Raw genomic sequence first — 20152 nt, 5'->3', positions numbered from 1 at the left:
CACCCGGAGGGCCGGCATCCCCATGCCTCCCTGATCGGCACGCGCGGGCCCCGCCTTCACCCCTCCGAGGGTCTTCGTCGCGCTGGGCGACGCTGGGGCGGTGTCGGCGCGATCGAGACGGGTGGGGCGCCGTCCTGGTCGGCACGCGGGCCCCGCCTTCACCCCTCCGAGGGTCTTCTTCGCTGGGCGACGCTGGGGCGGTGTCGGCGCGATCGGGACGGGTGGGGTGCTGTCTTCGTCGCGCTGGGCGACGCTGGGGCGGTGTCGGCGCGATCGAGACGGGTGGGCGTCGCCGGGCTCAGGTGGGCTACGCGCCCCTGATCGTGTCGGCGACGAGCTCGGCGCTCTCGCGTGGGCGCCGAGCCCGGTCGAACAGGCCGAACGGCACGTCGAAGCCGTGGCGCCACTCGTAGCTGTCGACGCCCGTCCAGAAGAACACCCGCGGACGTCGATCCCGTCGGCGAGGGCCCGCTGGACCTCCGTGAGGGTCGCGGAGCACGTCGACGCGCCAGGCGTCGTCGGTGGTGCCGACGCCGAGCTCGGCCACGACCAGCGGCAGGTCGGGCAGCTCCTCGGCCAGGCGGTGGAGCACGACCCCGAGGCCCTCGGCCCAGGGGCGTAGCCGAGCGGGCCCACGCGGGCGCCGGCCGGGTAGGTCCCCCGGCTCCCGTCCGGGCCGACGGCGATCGCGTGGTAGTACGAGAACCCCACCAGGTCGCACGAGCCCGCCAGGTCGGGGACCTCCTCCTCGGCCCGGCCGGGCACGGCCAGGATCCCCTCCCGCAGCGCCCGCAGCACGACCTGCCAGACGACCTCGTCGACCTCGTCGGCGGCTCGCCGGGCCCTCGGGGGAGCGGTCGGCCGCATGCACCGGCGACAGGTTGAGCACGGTGCACACCGGGAGCCCCCCGCCGCGCAGCTCCCGCCACGCGTCCCGCCAGGCCAGGTGGACGGCGCGGAGAGCGTCGCCGAAGAGCCGGGGATCCTCCCGCCACGGGGGGAGCTCGCCGGTCAGGTGGCTGCCCGCCGCCCAGGCGACGGGCTCGTTGATCGGCGTCCAGCCGGCGACCAGGTCGCCGAAGGTCTGGGCGCACACGTCGACGAACCGCGGCCAGTAGTACGAGCGGGCCCGGTCGTCGAGCAGCCCGCCCTCGTCGACGAACCACCCGGGCAGCGTGAAGTGGTGGAGGCAGGCCCACACTGCCACGCCGGCCGCGCCGGCAGCTTCCAGCACCCGGCGGTCGTGCTCCACGCGCTGGCCGTCGATCTTCCCGGGTCGGGGCTCGATCCGGGCCCAGTCGAGCGAGAGGCGATGGTGGCGGAGCCCGTACGACGCCAGCAGCGCGAAGTCGTCGGCGTAGGCGCTGGCGAAGCCGTTGCCGTCGCCCGAGGGCGGCACCCGCCCGCGCTCCTCCCACAACCGCCAGTCGCTGCCGGGAGCGGCCCCCTCGGCCTGGGTGGCCGAGGCCGCGGTGCCCCACCAGAAGCCGTCCGGGTACGTCACGGTCGATCGCCCGTCCGGTCGGCGGTGGGCCCAGCCGCCGGTGCCGCCGGCCCGGGCGTACCGCTGCCCCACTGCTGGGCGCAGCTCCTCGAGCAGAACGGCATGGGGCCGTTCGGGCCGGGCCGGGTGGCCACCACGGCGCCGGGGGCCAGGGCCAGGCCGCACACGGGGTCGACGACCGCGTCGGGCCCCGGCGGGGGCGATCCAGAGGTCGACCAGCTCGATCGGAGCGGGTGAGCCCTTCGGCTGGCGGTGCTGGACGGGACCCACGTGGACCCAGGGGGGTGCGCCGGCGGCCACCTCGGTGGTGGCCAGCACCTCGCTGGGCCGGGCCTCCTCGCACAGGCGGGCGGCCAGGTTGACGGCGGTCCCCACGTAGTCGTCGCCCTCGAACAGCAGGGCCTCCCCGGAGGCGATCCCCACCCGCAGGCCGAGCGGCGCGCAGGCGTCGCCCACCCGCCAGGCCAGCTCGACGGCTGTGGCCACGGCATCCTCCGGCTCGACCGCCACGAGCATGGCGCCGTCGCCGAGCCACTTGTCGACGCGCACCCCCCGGCGGGAGGCGACCCACCGGACGATCGAGCGGAACACGTGCAGCACGCCGGCGGCCGCGGCGTCGCCCTCGACGGCGGTGAAGGCGGTGAACCCCGACAGGTCGACGAAGACGAAGGCGCGGGGCGCGCACGCACGTCGACTTTAGTCCCCGGGCGGACGGGGCACGCCGGGCCCGGGCCAGCGCAGGCCGGTAGCCTTCCCCCATGGGGACGGGCTTCCGCTACTCGCGCTGGGACGGCACGCAGACGGGGTTCGATCTCGACGCCGAGGGGATCCTGTCGGAGATCACCGACGACCTCCTCTACCACGGGGACCTCAACGCGGCGCTGCGCCGCATGCTCCAGTCGGGCTTCCGCGACAACAACGGCGAGCGCCTCCAGGGTCTGCGCGACATCCTCGAGCAGCTCCGTCGCCGCCGGCGCGACGAGCTCGAGCGCCACGACCTCGGCGGGGTCTACGACGACATCGCCGAGCAGCTGCGCGAGGTGGTCGACGAGGAGCGAGAGGCGCTCGACGAGCTCGCCCGGCAGGCTCGCGAGTCGGGGGACCAGCGCCGTCAGGAGCTCACCGAGCAGGCCGCCGCCGAGCGTCGGACGCGGCTCGATCTCCTGCCTCCCGACCTTGCCGGCCAGGTGCGCGAGCTGCAGCAGTACGACTTCACGTCGGCCGAGGCCCAGCAGCGGTTCGAGGAGCTCCTCGACCGGCTCCGCCAGCAGCTGATGCAGCGCTACGTCGACCAGATGGCCGGGGCCATGAGCAACGTGGGCCCCGAGCAGATGCAGCGCATGAAGGACATGCTCGCCGAGCTCAACCGCATGCTCGACCAGCGGGCCGAGGGCGAGGAGCCCGACTTCGAGTCCTTCATGGAGCGCTTCGGCGACTTCTTCCCGGAGAACCCCCAGACCCTCGACGAGCTGCTCGAGGTGATGGCCCAGCGCATGGCGGCCATGCAGGCGATGCTCAACTCGATGACGCCCGAGCAGCGCGCCCAGCTGCAGGGGCTGGCCGAGCAGCTCCTGGACGACATGGATCTGCGGTGGCAGGTCGACCAGCTGTCGTCGCACCTGCAGCAGCTGTTCCCCCAGGCCGGCTGGGACCGCTCGTACCAGTTCCGGGGCCAGGACCCGCTCGGGTTCGCGGACGCCGCCCAGCTCATGGAGCAGCTCGGCGACCTCGACCAGCTCGAGAACCTCCTGCGGTCGGCGACGAGCCCGGGTGCGCTGGCCGAGGTCGACCTCGACCGGGCCCGCGAGCTGCTGGGCGACGACGCCGCCCGCAGCCTGGAGAAGCTGGCCGAGCTGTCCCGGCTCCTCGAGCAGGCGGGCCTCATCGAGCAGAAGGAGGGGCGCTACGAGCTGACCCCTCGTGGCATCCGGCGGATCGGCAACAACGCGCTCTCCGACCTGTTCCGCAAGCTGCAGCGGGACAAGATCGGCAAGCACGAGATCGAGCGGGTGGGCGCCGGCCACGAGCGGTCCTACGAGACCAAGCCCTACGAGTTCGGCGATCCGTTCAACCTCGACATCGAGCGCACGATCCGCAACGCCATCCGCCGCACCGGCGGCGGCACGCCGGTCACCCTGTCGCCCGACGACTTCGAGGTGGAGCGCACCGAGCACCTGGTCCGGTCGAGCACCGTGCTGATGCTCGACCTGTCGTTGTCGATGCCGATGCGCGACAACTTCCTCGCGGCGAAGAAGGTCGCGATGGCGCTCCACGCCCTCATCTCCAGCCAGTTCCCCCGCGACTTCCTGGGGATCGTGGGCTTCAGCGAGGGTGGCGCGAGCTCAGGCCCGAGCAGCTGCCCGAGGTGTCGTGGGACTTCGTCTACGGCACGAACATGCAGCACGCGCTCCTGCTGAGCCGACGCATGCTGGCCCGCCAGGCCGGGACGAAGCAGATCATCATGATCACCGACGGCGAGCCCACCGCCCATCTCCTCCCCGACGGCGAGGTGTTCTTCAACTACCCGCCGGTGCGTGAGACGGTCGACGCCACGCTGCGCGAGGTGGCGCGGTGCACCCGGGAGGGCATCAGGATCAACACCTTCATGCTCGACGCCAACGGGTACCTGCGCGCCTTCGTGGAGAAGCTCACCCAGCTGAACCAGGGCCGCGCCTTCTTCACGACGCCCGAGACCCTGGGCGACTACGTGCTCGTCGACTTCATCGAGCAGAAGCGGGCGCTGCGCTCGGGGCGGGCCCGCCGGGGCGCCTGACGGCTTCGACGCCCTCAGCCGCCCTCGGCGAGCAGGCGCACGTAGCGGTCGTAGGTGGCGCGGTCGAAGGCGCACAGCACCACTCGGGAGACGACCTCGGTGGGCGTCGACCGGATGGCCTCCACGGCGATGCCGGCCGCCCGGTCGGGCGGGAAGGCGAACACGCCGGTGCTGACGGCCGGGAAGGCCACGGACCGGGCGCCGGCGGCGTCGGCGACCTCGAGGGCGCGGCGGTACGTGGATGCGAGCAGCGCGTCCTCGTCGCTCGCTCCGCCGCGCCAGACCGGGCCGACGGCGTGGATCACGAGCCTGGCCGGGAGGGCGAAGCCCGGTGTCGCCACGGCGTCGCCGGTCGCGACCCGCCCGTGCGCGGCGACCAGCTCGTCGCAGGCGTCCTGCAGGGGGCGGTGGCCGGCGGCCGCGAAGATCGCCCCGCACACCCCGGACCCGGCCTGCAGCGCGCCGTTGGCCGCGTTGACGATGGCGTCGACCGGCAGCGTCGTGATGTCGGCCTGCACCGCTTCGATGAGCATGCCGGCAGTGTGCCGCAGCCCTCCGCCGGACGGGCGCGCGATACCTCAGTCCCGCGCCCGAGTGGTGGATTCCCTCTTGCGTTTGTCCCTCGGAGAGGCGAAGATCACACCCATGTAATTACAGGGCTGTGCCGCGCTGGTCGGATGGCTGGCGGGCCAGCCTCCGAGCGCCCGGCCATCGCCCTGGCGGAGGGGGGACATCGATGCGGATGCCAGTGGGGAACGACGATCCGGACGACCGTGGCTGGCAGGACTACGCCAACTGCCTCGGCGTCGATCCCGACCTGTTCTTCCCCGAGCGCGGGGCGTCCACCCGGGAGGCCAAGGAGGTGTGCCGGGGCTGCGTGGTGCGGGAGGACTGCCTCGAGTACGCGCTGGCCAACGGCGAGAAGTTCGGGATCTGGGGGGGCATGAGCGAGCGGGAGCGCCGTCGCGTCCGCCGCCAGCGAGCCCTCGCCCGCCGGTCGGCGTCGGCCTGACGTTCGGCGGGCGTCCCTCACCGGGGCGTGCGCCGGGCCGCGATCCTGGCTTCGATGGTGCGGCTGGGGTCGAGGTCGAGCTGGTCCCAGCGCCGGCGGGGGATCGCGGCCAGCACCGCCGCGGGCACCAGGCCCACCAGCTCGGCCCGGGCCACCGGGGCCCGCGCCGCCACCGCGTCGTAGACCGCCGCCGGCCCAACCTCGAGCGGGGCCACGAGGTTGCACGACACCTGCACCTCGCGGCCCACCACCAGGCCGAGGGCCCGCACCGCCGGGCCCCGCAGGTCGCGGGCGATGGCACGGGCTCTCGACGCGTCCGGTTCGGCCAGCCACAGGTTGTAGGCCACGAGGACGGCCCGGGCGCCCACGGCGCAGGCCCCGGCGGTGGGGTGCGGGTGCGCCGGCCCCGTGTCCGGAGCCAGCTCCGCGAAGGCGTGCCGGCGCACGTCGGGCAGGCTCCGCTCGGGGCCGTAGAGGAAGCAGGGGAGCTGCAGCTCGCTCCCGGCCCACCGGGCGAAGCGATCGCGCGCCGACAGGGCCTCGGCGAGGTCGTCGGGGCCGAGGGGCACGAAGGGGACCACGTCGAGCACGCCGATGCGCGGGTGGGCGCCCTGGTGCTCGCCCAGATCGAGCAGGTCGAGGCTGGCCCGGGCCACGGAGCGAACGGCGCCCTCGCCGAGGAGGGTGAGCACCGTCCGGTGGTGGTCGGGGTCGGTGTGCACGTCGAGCAGGTCGCGCCCGGCGGCGCCGGCGATGGCCCGTACCACCTGCGGGCGGCGGCCCTCGCTCACGTTCACGACGCACTCGAGCACGCGGGCCAGCCTGGCACGGCGAGGCGAGCGCGCCGACCGGGTGACGCGACCGGTGCCCGCCGGGGGGCGCTGGTACGCTCGCACCGTGAACCTCGGTGCTCCCGAACTGCTCATCGTCTTGCTCATCATCCTCCTGGTGTTCGGCGGGACGAAGCTCCCCAAGCTGGCCCGCTCGCTCGGCCAGGCCCAGAAGGAGTTCAAGCAGGGCGTGTCCGAGGGAGCGAAGGCCGACGAGGAGCGCAAGGACGCCTGACCGGCGTCGCTGAGGCGGGCGGGAACCATCTCGCCCGCTGCGTCGTTCTCATGGCGAGTCGCTCCCGACGCTCGCTCCGCCACCCGTCCGGCTCATGAGCCGGAGGAGGCGTCGCGAGGCTGGGGCCTCCGCTGTTGTCGAACCGCCTGGTGCGGCCGACGACCGGGGCGGGGTTCCCACGTGGGAGGAGGTGGCCCGGGATCACGGGCGCTTCCTCTACACGGTGTCGTACCGGCTCACCGGCAACCACGACGACGCGGAGGATCTGGTGCAGGAGGTGCTGGTGCGGGTGCAGCGCGGGCTGGACACGTACCGTCCCGGCACCTTGCACGGCTGGTTGAGCCGCATCGCCACCAACGCCTTCCTCGACGAGGCGAGGCGCAAGAAGCGCCGGCCTCTCCACGTGGTGCCCGACGTGCCCGAGCGGTTGCTGCCCGGCGCGGCCGAGCCCGAGGCGGAGCTGGCCGCGTCGACCCTGCCCGACGACGTGCAGGCCGCGCTGCTCGCCCTCCCCGGCGACTACCGGGCGGCGGTGGTGCTCTGCGACGTGGTGGGGATGGGCTACCAGGAGATCGCCGATGCCCTCGAGGTGCCGGTCGGCACGGTGCGCAGCCGCATCCATCGTGGGCGGGCCCTGCTGCGGGAGTCGCTGTCGTGACCGTCGATCGCTCCGGCGCCGGTGACGCGCATCCGGGCGACGAGCTCAGCGCCCTGCTCGACGGCGAGCTCACAGCCGATCGTGCCGTCGAGGTCCGCCAGCACCTCGAGGCCTGCCCGTCGTGTCGGGCCGAGCTGGCGCACGTCGAGGGGGCCCGCTCGGTGGTCCGGGCCCTGGCGATGGTCGAGCCGCCCGAGGGGCTGTTCGACCGTCTGACCCGGGGCCGAGCCCGGCTGACCCGATCGGTGCGTGGCTGGGGCGTCGCCGCCAACCTGGTGGCCACCGCCGCAGCGTGGCTGCTGGTGCTCGCGGTCACCAGCGGGGTCACCCCGCTGTCGGCCCAGCCGCCCGTGAGCCGCTTCGTCGACGAGCACGCGGCCGCCGGTCTGCCCCTCCCCACCGGGTCCCCACCCGAGCCGGCCGCGCCGCCGGCCGAGGCGGGGGGCCGCTTCCGGGTGCCGGTGCGCCTCGGCGGCCACGTCCTCGGCTCGGCATCGGTCGACGGCGACCTGCTGCAGGCCCGGTACACCGACGGGCTCACGGTCGTGTCGCTGTTCGAGCAGCCGGGCCGGCTCGACTGGAGCACCCTCCCTCCCGGCCAGCGGGTGAGCGTCGACGGTCACGACTCGTGGGTCGCCCGTGTCGGCCAGTCGTTCGTGGTGATCACCGAGCGCGGCGACCTCACGTTGGCGCTCGTCGGGCCGGGCCCGGCCGAGCGGCTGCTGGCCCTGGTGCCGGCCCTGCCCGAGCCCCCGCCACCGTCGCTCGGCGACCGCCTGCGGGCCGTGGGACACGACCTGGTCGACACGTTCTCGTTCGGCGGCTGAGGCGCTCGTTCGGCGGCTGACGCGCTCGGTCGGGGCTGCGCCGCGCGAGACCGACCGGCCCCGGAGCGCGCTGCGGGCCGCACCCGTGGGTGCGGCCCGCAGGGCTGGGTCTCGTCGAGGATCAGGCGGAGGCGGCCGCCAGCCGTCGCCGCTTGAGGATGCGGCGGCGCTCCCGTTCGGACGCACCGCCCCACACCCCGTGGTCGATGCGCTGGGTGAGCGCGAACTCGAGGCACGGACCCTGGACCGGGCAGGTCGCGCAGATCCTGCGGGCCACCTCGACGCCAACACCGTCGCTCGGGAAGAAGACCGAGGGGTGGTGCTCGCGGCAGTTGCCCCTGTCCATCCAGTCGCTGTCCATCACGCCTCCTGCTCTGTTCAAGTATGTACGGCGTCCGGCTCGATTTGGTTCCCGGACGGGCGTGAACGTGACGAACGTCATGCTCGCCACCGGGTCGACCAGCCGTTCCTGAGAGCCCGCCGAGATCTGCCGATCCGGGAACCACAGGGCGAGGCGCGTCGTTGGCACGACTGAGACCGACCGACCGCCCGTGGTCGGATGCACCCGAGCGGATCCACCGGAGGCGACGATGAGCGACACCACACCGACCGAGCGACGCGACGAGGCCGAGGCCACCGGCGCGGTCGCCACCGAGGGCCGGGTCGAGCCCCCCGAGGGCGATCCGCCCCGCTGGGAGTGGGTGCTCGACCACCCGGCCACCCCCACCGAGGGCGGTGACGCCGTCCCACGCGCCGATGACACCGCCCACCTCGCCACCGAGGCGCCGCTGGCCGAGCCCTCGGGCCGGGCGCCCGCGCAACCGCCGGGCTTCCCGCCGGGCCGGCCCGAGGCGGCCGACGTGCCGCCGGCCCCGCCTGCCGCCCCGCCGCCCCTTCCCCCCGCCCCACCCGCCGGCCCCCAGGCGCAGCCGGGCCCGTCGAGGCCCTCCGGCTGGCGCCCGGGGCTGATCGGCGGGCTCGCGGGTGCGCTGGTCGGGGCGCTGGTGGCCGGCGGGCTGGTGGCCGTGGCCGAGCGGGACACCACCGACCCGTCACCCCGGCCGGTCGAGGTGTCGGCCGGCCAGCCCGACCCCGCCGCGAGCCAGCTGGCCGGTGAGCCGCTCGACATCCGGGGTGTCCTCGAGAGGGTGCAGCCCTCGGTGGTGTCGATCGAGACCGGCCAGGCCCGCGGCGGCGGCCTGTACGGCGCCGGCGCCGGATCGGGCGTGATCATCTCCGCCGACGGCCTGGTGCTCACCAACGCCCACGTCATCGAAGGGGCCGATGCCATCCAGGTGAAGCTGTTCGACGGCACGAGCCTCCAGGCCGACCTCGTGGGCAGCTCGCCAGCCGACGACGTGGCCCTGATCCGGGTGCGGGGCGGCGAGAGCCTCCAGCCCGCCGATCTGGGCAGCTCCGACGCGCTGCAGGTGGGTGACGAGGTCGTCGCCATCGGCAACGCCCTCAACCTGGAGGGCACGCCCACGGTGACGACCGGCATCGTGTCGGCCACCGGCCGCAGCATCGGCACCGACGGCGCCTCGCTGCAGAACCTCATCCAGACCGACGCCGCCATCAACCCGGGCAACTCGGGCGGCGCGCTGGTGAACGTCGCCGGCGAGGTGGTCGGCATCAACACCGCCATCATCGGCGACGCCCAGAACATCGGGTTCGCCATCGCCATCGACCCGATCCGCTCGCTCATCGAGGAGCTGCGCCAGGGCAGCGGCCAGACGCGCGCCTCGGCGTTCCTCGGCGTGTCGACGGTGCCGCTCGACTCGGTCGATCCCTCGGTGCTCGACAACTTCGGGATCACCACCGACCAGGGCGCGCTGGTGGCCGAGGTGGTGCCGAACAGCGCCGCCGACGAGGCCGGTCTGCAGCCCGGCGACGTCATCACGGCGGTCGACGGCGAGGAGATCACCGCGAACTCCCAGGTCGGCGACATCGTCCGGGCCAAGGAGCCGGGTGAGTCGATCACCATCGAGTTCGAGCGCCAGGGCGACACCCAGACCACCACGGCCGAGCTCGGGTCGCGCCAGACGGCCAACTGAGCCCGCCTTCGCGCACCTCCCCCGACAACACGGCGAACGAGGCCCGGGCCGGCCGGTCCGGGCCTCGTCGCGCCCGGTAGGCTCGCGGTTCGTCCCCGACGCCCCGAGGAGCATCCCGATGTCGATGGCACCCGACGAGACCGAGGCCCCGCAGCCGCCCCGCGGCCACGTGCGGGTCGTCTACCTCGGCCCGGTGGCGCCCCACTGGGAGGTGCAGTCCGACTTCGGTGACCGCTCCGTGATCGACGACTTCCGCTCGCGCGTGATGGCCCGGTTGCTCCTCCTGCCACCCCACGACCCCCAGTTCCGGCGCAACCGGGAGCGGGTGGTGCGTGACGCCGAGCGGGAGAACCTGCTGCTCGACTGGGATCTCGGCCTCCCCGAGACCGACGAGGCCACCGCCTGACCGGAGCCGCTCGTCCCGCTGGCCACCTGTAGGCTGCGGCGGTGGCGTCGGGGCTGGGGGGAACGGCGGGCGGGTTGGCGATCACCGACACCCCGGCCAGCCGGTTCCTCAACCGGGAGCTGAGCTGGCTCGACTTCAACGCCCGCGTGCTCGCCCTGGCCGAGGATCCGGCCGTCCCCCTGCTGGAGCGGGCCAAGTTCCTCGCCATCTTCAGCTCGAACCTCGACGAGTTCTTCCAGGTCCGGGTGGCCGCCCTCAAGGACCAGCAGGCGGCGCACCTGGGGTCCACCACGCCCGACGGCCGCACCCCCGGGGAGCAGCTGCGGGAGATCGCCGACGAGGTGGCCGAGCTCGTCGGGCGCCAGGAGCGCATCTTCCTCGACCAGGTCGCGCCGGCCCTCGCCGACCAGGGCATCCACTTCTCGGCGTGGGACACCCTGGACGACGACGACCGCAAGTACCTCGTCGATGTGTTCGAGCACCGGATCTTCCCCGTGCTCACGCCCCTGGCGGTCGATCCCGGGCACCCGTTCCCCTACATCTCCAACCTGTCGCTCAACCTGGCCGTGCTGGTGCGGGATCCGTCGGGTCCCGGCATGCGGTTCGCCCGGGTGAAGGTGCCACCGCTGCTGCCGCGCTTCGTGGTGATGCCCGACGGCGAGCGCTTCGTGCCGCTGGAGCAGGTGATCGCCGCGCACCTGCCCACGCTGTTCCCGGGCATGGAGGTCGTCGACCACGTGCCCTTCCGGGTCACCCGCAACGCCGACCTCACCCTCGAGGAGGAGGAGGCCGACGACCTGCTGGCGGCGGTCGAGATGGAGCTGCGCCGCCGGCGTTTCGGCCGCGCCGTGCGCCTCGAGGTGGACCGCAAGATGTCCCCGGAGATCTGCGAGCTGCTCGTGCGCGAGCTCGACCTCGACGACGACGACGTCTTCGAGCACGACGCGCCGCTCGACCTCTCGGGCCTGTGGGCGCTGCACGCCCTCGGCCGCGCGGACCTGAAGGACGAGCCGTGGGCACCCGTGGTCCCGGCCCGGTTCGCCACCGCGCTCGACCGCGGCCGCAGCCTGTTCTCGGTGATCCGCGAGCACGACGTGCTCGTGCACCACCCCTACGACTCGTTCACGGACACCGTGGGCGAGTTCATCCGGCAGGCTTCGCTCGACCCCGGCGTCCTCGCCATCAAGATGACGCTCTACCGCACGTCGGGCGACAGCCCCATCGTGAAGTCGCTCATCCGGGCGGCCGAGCGGGGCAAGCAGGTGGCTGCCCTGGTGGAGCTGAAGGCCCGCTTCGACGAGCAGGCCAACATCGCCTGGGCCCGAGCGCTCGAAGAGGCGGGCGTGCACGTGGTGTACGGCCTGGTCGGGCTCAAGACCCACACCAAGACGGCGCTGGTGATCCGCGAAGAGGACGACGGCATCCGCCGCTACTGCCACATCGGCACGGGCAACTACCACCCCAAGACCGCCGGCCTCTACGAGGACCTCGGTCTGCTCACCGCCGACCCCGAGATCGGCACCGACCTCACGAACCTCTTCAACTACCTCACCGGGTACAGCCGCGAGGTGCGGTTCCGCAAGCTGCTGGTGGCCCCGCGCACCCTGCGGCCCCGCATGCAGGACCTGATCCGAAACGAGGCGGCCGCCGGGCCCGACGGCCGGATCATCATGAAGATGAACAGCCTGGTCGACGCCGCGCTGATCGGTGAGCTGTACGGGGCCTCGCAGGCCGGCGTCGACGTCGACCTGATCGTACGGGGCATCTGCTGCCTCCGGCCGGGCGTCCCCGGTCTCTCCGACCGGATCCGCGTGCGGTCGATCGTGGGGCGCTTCCTCGAGCACTCCCGCATCTACCACTTCGCCAACGGCGCCGGCCCGGGACGGCCCGCCTACTACATCGGCTCGGCCGACCTGATGCCCCGCAACCTCGACAAGCGCGTCGAGGCGGTCACCCCGATCGACCACCCCGACCTGCAGGCCGAGCTGTGGGAGATCCTCCAGGTCAACCTGGCCGACGACGCCCTGTCGTGGGAGCTCGACGCCGCCGGGCACTGGCACAAGGTGACGCCCCGGGGCGACCTCGACACGCACCAGCAGCTGCAGGCGCTGGCCCTGGCGCGAGCGCCGCGCAGCCTCAAGATCCCCCGCCGGGCGTGACGGGCGGGGCCGCCGTGCCGCCCGGCGGCGCGACACTGACGACGTGACCGCACCCCGACCCACCCGCCCGGCACCCGCGCTCGAGCGCGAGACGAAGCTGGCGGCCTGGGTGGGCTTCGCCCTGCCCGACCTGAACGGCGTGGCCGACGAGGTGGTGGCCCGGCCGTTGGAGCCGCTGGAGCTCGACGCCACCTACTGGGACACGACCGACCTGCGGCTGGCCCGGTCGGGGGTCACCGTGCGGCACCGCACCGGCGACGGCGAGCCCAGGTGGACGGTGAAGTTGCCGGCCGGCGAGGGAACCCACACCCTGGTGCGCACCGAGCACGACGTCGCCGGGCCGGCCGAGGCCCCGCCGGCCCCGGCGGTCGGACTGGTGCGCGCCCTCGCCCGCACCGCGCCGCTGGTGCCGGTGGCCCGGCTGCGGACGCACCGGGGCCGGGTGATGCTCGTCGCGCCGTCCGGGGACGTGCTGGCCGAGGTCGACGACGACGAGGTGTCGGTGCTCGACGGCGAGCGCGTGGCCGCCCGCTTCCGCGAGGTGGAGGTCGAGCTGGCCCCCGGCGACGTCGACGGCTTGGCCGAGGCCGTCATCGACCGGCTCCGGGCGGCCGGCGCGGGCGACCCCGACCCCACCCCCAAGCTCGTGCGCTCGCTCGGCCCCCGGGCGTCGGCGCCCCCCGACCTCGACGAGGTCGTGCTGCCGGACGCGCCCAGCGCGGCCGAGGTGATCCGGGCCGGTGTCACCGCAGCCGTGCTGCGGGTGATCCGCCACGACCCGGTGGTGCGCCTCGACGCCGACATCGAGGGCGTCCACCAGGCCCGGGTGGGCACCCGCCGCCTCCGCTCCGACCTTCGGACGTTCCGGCCGCTGCTCGACACCGCCTGGTCGGAGCCGCTGCGCGACGAGCTCTCGTGGCTGGCCGGCGCCCTCGGCGCGGTGCGCGATGCCGACGTGCTGCTCGCCCGCCTGCGCCGGGACGCCGGGGCGCTCCCCGAGCCCGACCGACCGCACGCGGCCACCCTGCTGCGCCGGTTGGAGCGCGAGCGGGGTTCGGCCCTGTCGGACCTGCTCGTGGCGCTCGACTCCGACCGCTACGCCGAGCTCCTCGACCGCCTCGTCGACGGGGCCCGCGCGCCGGGCCTGCTCCCGGCGGCCGAGGGGCCCGCGACCGAGGTGCTCCCCCCGCTGGTGCGGGGCCCGTGGAAGAAGCTCCGCAAGGCGGTGGCCGGCCTCGAGCCCGTTCCCACCGACGCCGAGCTGCACGCGGTGCGCATCGCGGCCAAGCGGGCCCGCTACGCCGCCGACGTGATCGCCCCGGTGGCCGGCGACCGGGCCCGGGCCCACGCCAAGGCCCTGGCCGCCGTGCAGGACGTGCTGGGCGACCACAACGACGCCGCGGTGGCCGAGGCGTGGCTGCGGCGGGCCGTCGCGGCCGGCGTGAGCCGGAGCCAGGCCGTGGCCGCGGGCGAGCTCATCGCGCTCCAGCGGGCCGAGGCGGCGACGCTGCGCCAGGCCTGGCCCGGCGCGTGGGCGGCCGCGTCCTCCCGCAAGCTGCGGTCCTGGATCGACCGACCCTGAGGGAGCCGGTGGTGTCTGCGCGCGGCAACGACGCCCGGGGCGGGATCGGCCAGGGAGGCGTCGACGGCGACGGCGTGGTGCGGGCCGCCGGCGGCGTGGTGGTCCGGCCGGCGCACGGTGCCGGGGTGGAGGTGCTGGTGGTCCACCGCCCCAAGTACGACGACTGGAGCCTGCCCAAGGGCAAGCTCGACCCGGGGGAGACCGAGGCCGCCTGCGCGCGCCGCGAGGTGTGGGAGGAGACCGGGCTGCGGTGCTCCCTCGGCCGCGAGCTGGCCACCGTCGAGTACCACGACCGCTTCGGCCGGCCGAAGACGGTCCGCTACTGGGAGATGCAGGTGGAGGGCGGCACGTTCGAGCCCAACCGCGAGGTGGACGAGATCCGCTGGCTGCCGCCCGACGAGGCCGCGTCGCTGCTGACGTACCCCCGGGACGGCGAGGTCGTGGCCGCCGCGCTGGGCTGAGGGCGAACGTTCGCCGTCCGTTCACTGTCCGTTCACCCTGGCGGTGGCCCGCCGCCACCGCGGCTCCCTACCGTCCTCGCGGTAACCGACATCGCCCGATCAGGAGGGGCATCAGTGTTCCGTTCCAAGCGCCGCATCGCGACCCTCGTCGCCGTGCTCCTGTCGCTCTCGCTGGTCGCCGCCGCCTGCGGTGACGACGACGACGACTCCACCTCGGACACCACCGAGGCCACCACCGCCACGACCGGCGGCTCCGAGACCACCTCGGGCGGCGGGGCGCCGACCGGCGTGTCGGGGTCGGTCGTGGTGACCGGCTCGTCGACGGTCGAGCCCATCTCGGCGGCCGTCGCCCAGGCCTTGTCCGACGCCAACCCGGACCTGTCGATCGAGGTGTCGGGCCCCGGCACGGGCGACGGTATGGAGATCTTCTGCTCCGGTGGCGCCGACGTCACCGGCGCCTCCCGCGCCATCAAGGACGAGGAGGCGGCCGCGTGCGCCGAGGCCGGCGTGGAGTTCGTCGAGCTGAAGGTCGGCGACGACGGCATCACGGTGGCCACCAGCCCGAACAACGAGGCCGTCACCTGCCTCGACTTCGGCGCCCTGTACGCCCTGGTCGGCCCCGAGTCGACCGGCTTCAGCAGCTGGAGCGACGCCAACGAGCTGGCTGCCACGGTCGGCTCGGCCTTCACCGACCTGCCCGACGCGCCCCTGGCCATCACCGGGCCCGGTGAGGAGTCGGGCACGTACGACTTCTTCGTGGAGACGGTGATCGCGCCGATCGCCGAGACCCAGGGCCTCCCCGAGGAGGAGTGGCAGACCCGCCCCGACTACACCGCCTCGCCCAACGACAACGTGATCGTCGAGGGCATCGAGGGGTCGGACACCTCGCTCGGCTGGGTCGGCTTCGCCTTCTACCAGGAGGAGCAGGGCCGGATGAAGGCCATCGAGGTCGACGGCGGCGACGGCTGCGTCGGTCCGACGCCGGAGACGATCGCCGATGGCACGTACCCGATCTCCCGGCCGCTGTTCATCTACGTGGACGTGGCCAAGGCGCAGGACAACCCGGCGGTGGCCGCGTTCGTCGACTACTACCTGTCCGACGAGGGCATCGCCAACGTCACCGACGTGGGGTACGTGGCCGAGCCGGCCGCCGACCTCGAGGCCGCCCGGTCGGCCTGGTCGTCGGCCGTGGGCGGCTGATCGCCCTGGACCGCCGGCGGATCGCGGGGCCGGGCCCTGAGCCCGGCCCCGCCCGCCGCAGTACCGTGATCTCCGTCCGTCCCCCCTCGCCCGGCCCAGCTCGGAGGTGCTCCCCGTGGCCGTGATCGCCGACGCGCTGCCCCCGCCCCGGGTGCTCACCGTCCACGACTTCCGCTACTCGGCCAGGCGTCGGCGCAAGGAGTCGATCGTCCGCGGGCTCGTGGGCGCGGCCGCCGTGCTCTCGATCGTGATCAGCGTGCTGATCGTGCTGTCGCTGATCGGGGAGGCCTGGCGGTTCTTCAGCACCGTGCCCCTCGCCGACCTGTGGACGATCGGCTGGTTCCCGCGGCGCGGGCTGTTCGACGTGAAGACGATCTTCGTCGGCAGCCTCATCGTCACGGGCATCGCCATGATCGTGGCCGCTCCGCTCGGCCTCGGGACCGCCATCTACCTGGCCGAGTACGCCCACCCGCAGGTGCGCAAGTGGCTCAAGCCGGCCCTCGAGGTGCTGGCCGGCATCCCCAGCGTGGTGCTGGGCTTCTTCGCCCTCACCTTCATCTCGCCCGAGCTCGTCCAGAAGATCTTCAGCGGGGCGAACCTGTTCAACTTCCTGGCCGCCGGCATCGGCGTGGGGATCCTCACCATCCCCCTGGTGGCGTCGATCTCCGAGGACGCGCTCCGGTCGGTGCCGAGCTCGCTGCGCGAAGCCAGCTACGGGGTGGGCGCCCGCAAGATCACCACCACCCTCCGCGTCGTGGTGCCCGCCGCCGTCTCCGGCCTGGTGGCCGCCTTCATCGTCGCCGTGTCGCGTGCCATCGGCGAGACCATGGTGGTGGCCATCGCGGCCGGCGCGACCGGGGGCTCGCTGTTCAGCACCGACCCGCTCCAGCCCGGCCAGACGATGACCGCGGCCATGGCCTCGCTCGCCGCCGGCACCGACCAGCTCAAGGGCGGCAGCATCGCCTACCAGAGCCTCTTCTTCGTGGGGCTGCTGCTGTTCCTGATCACGCTCGTGCTCAACGTCGTCGCGACCCGCTTCGTCGAGCGGGTCCGCCAGAAGTACTGAGGTACCGATGGCCATCGCATCCCCGCCGCGTCCCTCGGGCACCACCGAGGCGGTCCGCAAGGCGATCACCGGTCACCGGGGCAGCGCCGCGGGCTACGTGTTCCAAGTGCTCCTGCTGGTGGCGCTGCTCGGCTCGCTCGTGATCCTGATCGTGCTGATGGTCGACGTGATCAGCGGCTCCCTGGCCACCTTCGCGGACCGGGGCTGGAGCTTCGTCACCTCGCCCCTCTCGCCCGACCCCGAGCGGGCCGGCGTGTGGCAGGCCATCTACGGCTCGTTCATCGTGGGGCTGTTCGTGGTGATCCTCACCTTCCCGATCGGCATCGGGGCGGCCATCTACCTCGAGGAGTACGCCAAGGAGAGCTGGTTCACGCGGATCGTGAGCGTGAACATCCGGAACCTCGCGGGCGTGCCCTCGGTGGTCTACGGCCTGCTCGGGCTGTCGATCTTCGTGGGCGCCCTGAAGGGGTTCACCGGGGGCCGCTCCATCATCTCGGCCGGGCTCACCATCGCCATCCTCGTGCTGCCGATCGTGATCATCACCGCCGCCGAGGCGCTGCGGGCGGTGCCCCAGTCGATCCGCGAGGCGGGCTTCGGCGTGGGTGCCACCCGCTGGGAGGTCACCCGCAGCCACGTGCTGCCGTACGCCGCGCCCGGGATCCTGACCGGCACGGTGCTGTCGCTGGCGCGGGCGCTGGGCGAGGCCGCGCCGCTCATCCTGATCGGGGCGGCCACGTTCTACTCGACGGCCGCGAACGTCTCGCTCTACGAGAAGCTCCAGGGCCCCTTCACGGCGCTGCCCTACGTGGTGTTCAACTGGGCCCGCCAGCCGAGCCAGGAGTTCCGCGAGCTCACCTCGGCCGCCATCGTGGTGATGCTCGTCGTGCTGCTCACGGCCAACGCCGCGGCGATCCTGCTCCGCAACCGCTACGAGAAGAAGAGGACGGCATGAGCCCCGACGAGATCACGCTCGACCTGCCGGCGGAGGAGACCGGCGTGGCCGCGGAGCCGACGCCCGCCCCCAGCTCCGCCGACATCGTGTTCGACGTGCGCGACCTCAGCGTGTTCTACGGCGCGTTCCGGGCGGTGCGCGACGCCAACATGGCGATCAGCAAGCACGAGATCACGGCCTTCATCGGGCCGTCGGGGTGCGGCAAGACCACGATGCTGCGGTGCTTCAACCGCATGAACGACCTGGTCGAGACGGCCAGGGTCGAGGGTCAGGTGCTGTATCACGGGGTGAACCTCTACGACCCCGCGGTGGAGCCGGTCGAGGTGCGGCGTCGCATCGGCATGGTGTTCCAGAAGCCGAACCCCTTCCCCAAGTCGATCTACGACAACATCGCCTTCGGGCCGAGGATCAACGGGGCCAAGAAGGGCGAGCTCGACGACATCGTCGAGCGGTCGCTCCGCCAGGCGGCCCTGTGGGACGAGGTGAAGGACCGGCTCAAGGCGTCGGCCATGGGCCTGTCGGGCGGCCAGCAGCAGCGGCTCTGCATCGCCCGCGCCATCGCCGTCGACCCCGAGGTGGTGCTGATGGACGAGCCCTGCTCGGCCCTCGACCCCATCGCCACCGCCCGCATCGAGGATCTCATGCAGGAGATCAAGAGCGAGTACACGATCGTGATCGTCACCCACAACATGCAGCAGGCGGCCCGGGTGAGCGACATGACGGCCTTCTTCACCGCCGAGGTCAACCCGGCCAGCGACACCCGCACGGGGGTGCTCGTCGAGTACGACCGGACCGAGAAGATCTTCTCCAACCCGTCGGACGAGCGCACCGAGAACTACGTCACCGGCCGGTTCGGCTGAGGATCCCGTGGCCGACCAGCCCCTACGCGTCGCGTTCGCCGAGCAGCTCGACCAGCTCCGCCTGCAGGTCGAGCTGATGGCCGTGCGGGTCGACCAGAACCTGGAGCGCATGCGCACCGTGCTCGAGACCGGCGACCTGGTCGAGGCCGAGCGTGCCGTCAACGCCGACGACGACGTCGACGCCATGCTGGTGTCGCTCACGGAGCGCTGCTACGACCTGCTGTGCCTCGAGGCACCGATGGCGTCGGATCTGCGGCTGGTTGTGTCGGTGCTGCGGGTGCTGAGCGAGCTCGAGCGCATCGGCGACCTGGCGCTGCGCGTGATCAAGCTGGCGCCCGACCAGCCCCTGCTCGCCGCCCACTCGGGGGTGTTCGACATCCTCCTGTCGATGGCCGCCGAGGCGATCGAGCTGTACCGGGTGTCGCTGCGGGCCTGGTCGGCCCGCGACCTCGACCTGGCCACCGGCCTGGCCCGGCGCGACAACGTGATGGACGCCCACTTCGCCCGGCTGATGGGCGAGATCTTCCGGCTCGAGGGCGTGGACGCGGTGGAGGTGGCCGTGAAGGCGCTCACCGCCGGGCGCTCGCTCGAGCGCATCGCGGATCACACCGTGATCATCGGGGCGCGGGTGCGCTACCTGCTCACCGGCGACCCGGCCCACCTGTCGGTCGAGGTGCGCTAGGTGGGTGGCCGGCGGCGGTGTGCCCCACGCGCGTCGGGTGAGGGAGGCTTGCGGCCATGAGCCCCGAGATGCGCAAGTCGTTCCACCACCACCTCGAAGAGGTGGGCGCCGAGCTCGTGAAGCTGGGCGCCATGGTGACCGAGACGCTGCCGAGGGCGACCGAGGTGCTGCTCGAGGGCGACCTCGAGGCGGCCGAGGAGATCGTGCAGGGCGACGACGCCGTGAACGAGCTGGCCCTCGAGGTGGAGGAGAGCTGCTTCCAGCTGCTGGCGCTGCAGCAGCCGATGGCCAGCGACCTGCGGGCGATCGTGACCGCCATCCGCATGTGCGGCGAGATCGAGCGCTCGGGCGACCTGGTCGTGAACATCGTGAAGGCGGCCCGGCGCATCTACGGCGTGCCCCTCGACCCCCGCCTGCGGGGCCTCATCGCCCACATGAGCGAGGAGGCGGTCACCCTGTTCCGGCACGCCATCGACGCCTACGTCGAGCGTGACGCCCCGCTGGCCGCGGCCCTCGACGACATCGACGACCGCCTCGACGACCTCCACGGGCAGTTCATCGAGGCCATCTTCCAGTGCTTCTCGGGCGGTGCCGTCGACCTCCAGGTGGCGGTGCAGCTGGCGATGATCGCCCGCTTCTACGAGCGCATCGGCGACCACGCCGTGAACATCGGCGAGCGGGTGGAGTACATGGTGACCGGGTGGCTGCCCGAGCACGAGGCCGCGGCCCGCAAGGCGGCCCGCCAGCGGGTCGAGGGCCGGGCCGCGGCCACCGACATGGCCGACCGCACGGCCGCCGACATGGCCGACCGCACGGCCGACCGCACGGCCGACCGCACGGCCGCCGACGCCGACCGCACGGCCGCCGACGCCGGGTCGCCGGGGGGCTGAC

The 20152-nt window shown here is 73.4% G+C and carries 19 protein-coding genes and 1 pseudogene; 16 read left to right on the top strand and 4 right to left on the bottom strand.

Annotation, left to right across the window (positions count from 1 at the left end):
* Positions 1 to 307: 307 nt before the first annotated feature.
* Positions 308 to 2104, bottom strand: coding sequence for a family 1 glycosylhydrolase (locus IPM45_08145; GenBank protein ID MBK9179539.1), 1797 nt, complete (start codon positions 2102 to 2104; stop codon positions 308 to 310).
* Between the two features lie 158 nt (positions 2105 to 2262).
* On the opposite strand from IPM45_08145, the pseudogene IPM45_08140 reads away from it, so the two are divergent.
* Positions 2263 to 4277, top strand: a pseudogene (locus IPM45_08140) (hypothetical protein).
* Positions 4278 to 4291: 14 nt separating this feature from the next.
* Here IPM45_08140 and IPM45_08135 read toward each other — a convergent pair.
* The gene (locus IPM45_08135; protein ID MBK9179538.1) at positions 4292 to 4810 is read right to left on the bottom strand and encodes a macro domain-containing protein; all 519 of its coding nucleotides are present in this window, start codon (positions 4808 to 4810) and stop codon (positions 4292 to 4294) included.
* Positions 4811 to 5013: 203 nt separating this feature from the next.
* On the opposite strand from IPM45_08135, the gene IPM45_08130 reads away from it, so the two are divergent.
* A complete protein-coding gene (locus IPM45_08130) occupies positions 5014 to 5289 on the top strand; it encodes a WhiB family transcriptional regulator (GenBank protein MBK9179537.1) in 276 nt (91 codons plus the stop codon).
* Between the two features lie 17 nt (positions 5290 to 5306).
* On the opposite strand, the gene IPM45_08125 is transcribed toward IPM45_08130, so the two are convergent.
* Positions 5307 to 6215, bottom strand: a complete 909-nt coding sequence (locus IPM45_08125) for a glutamate formiminotransferase (GenBank protein ID MBK9179536.1) — start codon at positions 6213 to 6215, stop codon at positions 5307 to 5309.
* Between IPM45_08125 and tatA the strand changes: the two genes are divergently transcribed.
* The 3 genes from tatA to IPM45_08110 all read left to right on the top strand — a co-directional run bounded on the left by tatA (position 6187) and on the right by IPM45_08110 (position 7839).
* Positions 6187 to 6354, top strand: coding sequence for a twin-arginine translocase TatA/TatE family subunit (tatA, locus tag IPM45_08120; protein ID MBK9179535.1), 168 nt, complete (start codon positions 6187 to 6189; stop codon positions 6352 to 6354). The genes IPM45_08125 and tatA overlap by 29 nt on opposite strands.
* A gap of 190 nt (positions 6355 to 6544) precedes the next feature.
* Entirely contained in the window at positions 6545 to 7012 is a 468-nt protein-coding gene (locus IPM45_08115) for a sigma-70 family RNA polymerase sigma factor (GenBank protein MBK9179534.1), read from the top strand.
* Positions 7009 to 7839: a zf-HC2 domain-containing protein gene (locus tag IPM45_08110; GenBank protein MBK9179533.1), complete on the top strand. Its 831-nt coding sequence runs from the start codon at positions 7009 to 7011 to the stop codon at positions 7837 to 7839. The genes IPM45_08115 and IPM45_08110 overlap by 4 nt, the downstream gene beginning before the upstream one ends.
* Positions 7840 to 7960: 121 nt before the next feature.
* Here the strand turns inward: IPM45_08110 and IPM45_08105 are convergent, their stop codons facing one another.
* Positions 7961 to 8185: a WhiB family transcriptional regulator gene (locus IPM45_08105; protein MBK9179532.1), complete on the bottom strand. Its 225-nt coding sequence runs from the start codon at positions 8183 to 8185 to the stop codon at positions 7961 to 7963.
* A gap of 244 nt (positions 8186 to 8429) precedes the next feature.
* Between IPM45_08105 and IPM45_08100 the strand changes: the two genes are divergently transcribed.
* From IPM45_08100 to phoU (IPM45_08050), 11 genes are all read left to right on the top strand, one after another.
* Positions 8430 to 9893: a trypsin-like peptidase domain-containing protein gene (locus tag IPM45_08100; protein ID MBK9179531.1), complete on the top strand. Its 1464-nt coding sequence runs from the start codon at positions 8430 to 8432 to the stop codon at positions 9891 to 9893.
* A gap of 124 nt (positions 9894 to 10017) precedes the next feature.
* A complete protein-coding gene (locus IPM45_08095; GenBank protein ID MBK9179530.1) occupies positions 10018 to 10299 on the top strand; it encodes a hypothetical protein in 282 nt (93 codons plus the stop codon).
* Between the two features lie 53 nt (positions 10300 to 10352).
* Complete coding sequence (locus tag IPM45_08090; protein MBK9179529.1) at positions 10353 to 12458, top strand: RNA degradosome polyphosphate kinase; 2106 nt, start codon at positions 10353 to 10355, stop codon at positions 12456 to 12458.
* Positions 12459 to 12501: 43 nt separating this feature from the next.
* Positions 12502 to 14040: a CYTH and CHAD domain-containing protein gene (locus tag IPM45_08085; GenBank protein ID MBK9179528.1), complete on the top strand. Its 1539-nt coding sequence runs from the start codon at positions 12502 to 12504 to the stop codon at positions 14038 to 14040.
* Positions 14041 to 14117: 77 nt separating this feature from the next.
* The gene (locus IPM45_08080; protein MBK9179527.1) at positions 14118 to 14501 is read left to right on the top strand and encodes an NUDIX hydrolase; all 384 of its coding nucleotides are present in this window, start codon (positions 14118 to 14120) and stop codon (positions 14499 to 14501) included.
* Between the two features lie 114 nt (positions 14502 to 14615).
* Positions 14616 to 15701, top strand: a complete 1086-nt coding sequence (locus tag IPM45_08075) for a substrate-binding domain-containing protein (protein ID MBK9179526.1) — start codon at positions 14616 to 14618, stop codon at positions 15699 to 15701.
* A 115-nt stretch (positions 15702 to 15816) separates the two neighbouring features.
* Positions 15817 to 16767, top strand: a complete 951-nt coding sequence (gene pstC, locus IPM45_08070; protein ID MBK9179525.1) for a phosphate ABC transporter permease subunit PstC — start codon at positions 15817 to 15819, stop codon at positions 16765 to 16767.
* Positions 16768 to 16774: 7 nt separating this feature from the next.
* Entirely contained in the window at positions 16775 to 17719 is a 945-nt protein-coding gene (pstA, locus tag IPM45_08065) for a phosphate ABC transporter permease PstA (GenBank protein ID MBK9179524.1), read from the top strand.
* Complete coding sequence (gene pstB / locus IPM45_08060; protein ID MBK9179523.1) at positions 17716 to 18579, top strand: phosphate ABC transporter ATP-binding protein; 864 nt, start codon at positions 17716 to 17718, stop codon at positions 18577 to 18579. The genes pstA and pstB overlap by 4 nt, the downstream gene beginning before the upstream one ends.
* Before the next feature lie 7 nt (positions 18580 to 18586).
* Positions 18587 to 19261 carry a phosphate signaling complex protein PhoU gene (gene phoU / locus IPM45_08055; GenBank protein MBK9179522.1) on the top strand — a complete coding sequence of 225 codons (675 nt, stop codon included), beginning with the start codon at positions 18587 to 18589 and terminating at the stop codon, positions 19259 to 19261.
* Positions 19262 to 19317: 56 nt separating this feature from the next.
* Entirely contained in the window at positions 19318 to 20151 is an 834-nt protein-coding gene (gene phoU / locus IPM45_08050; GenBank protein ID MBK9179521.1) for a phosphate signaling complex protein PhoU, read from the top strand.
* Position 20152 lies beyond the last annotated feature (1 nt).

Source organism: Acidimicrobiales bacterium, assembly GCA_016716005.1.
Lineage (GTDB): Bacteria > Actinomycetota > Acidimicrobiia > Acidimicrobiales > JADJXE01 > JADJXE01.
This window is presented reverse-complemented; position numbering and strand designations above follow the sequence as displayed.

Excerpts from the sequence above, each read along its gene's own strand:
- IPM45_08135 (MBK9179538.1), bottom strand. The coding sequence starts at position 4,810 with ATGCTCATCGAAGCGGTGCAGGCCGACATCACGACGCTGCCGGTCGAC.
- IPM45_08130 (MBK9179537.1), top strand. The coding sequence starts at position 5,014 with ATGCGGATGCCAGTGGGGAACGACGATCCGGACGACCGTGGCTGGCAG.
- IPM45_08125 (MBK9179536.1), bottom strand. The coding sequence starts at position 6,215 with ATGAGCAGTTCGGGAGCACCGAGGTTCACGGTGCGAGCGTACCAGCGC.
- IPM45_08105 (MBK9179532.1), bottom strand. The coding sequence starts at position 8,185 with ATGGACAGGGGCAACTGCCGCGAGCACCACCCCTCGGTCTTCTTCCCG.
- IPM45_08100 (MBK9179531.1), top strand. The coding sequence starts at position 8,430 with ATGAGCGACACCACACCGACCGAGCGACGCGACGAGGCCGAGGCCACC.
- IPM45_08095 (MBK9179530.1), top strand. The coding sequence starts at position 10,018 with ATGGCACCCGACGAGACCGAGGCCCCGCAGCCGCCCCGCGGCCACGTG.
- pstA (MBK9179524.1), top strand. The coding sequence starts at position 16,775 with ATGGCCATCGCATCCCCGCCGCGTCCCTCGGGCACCACCGAGGCGGTC.
- pstB (MBK9179523.1), top strand. The coding sequence starts at position 17,716 with ATGAGCCCCGACGAGATCACGCTCGACCTGCCGGCGGAGGAGACCGGC.
- phoU (MBK9179521.1), top strand. The coding sequence starts at position 19,318 with ATGAGCCCCGAGATGCGCAAGTCGTTCCACCACCACCTCGAAGAGGTG.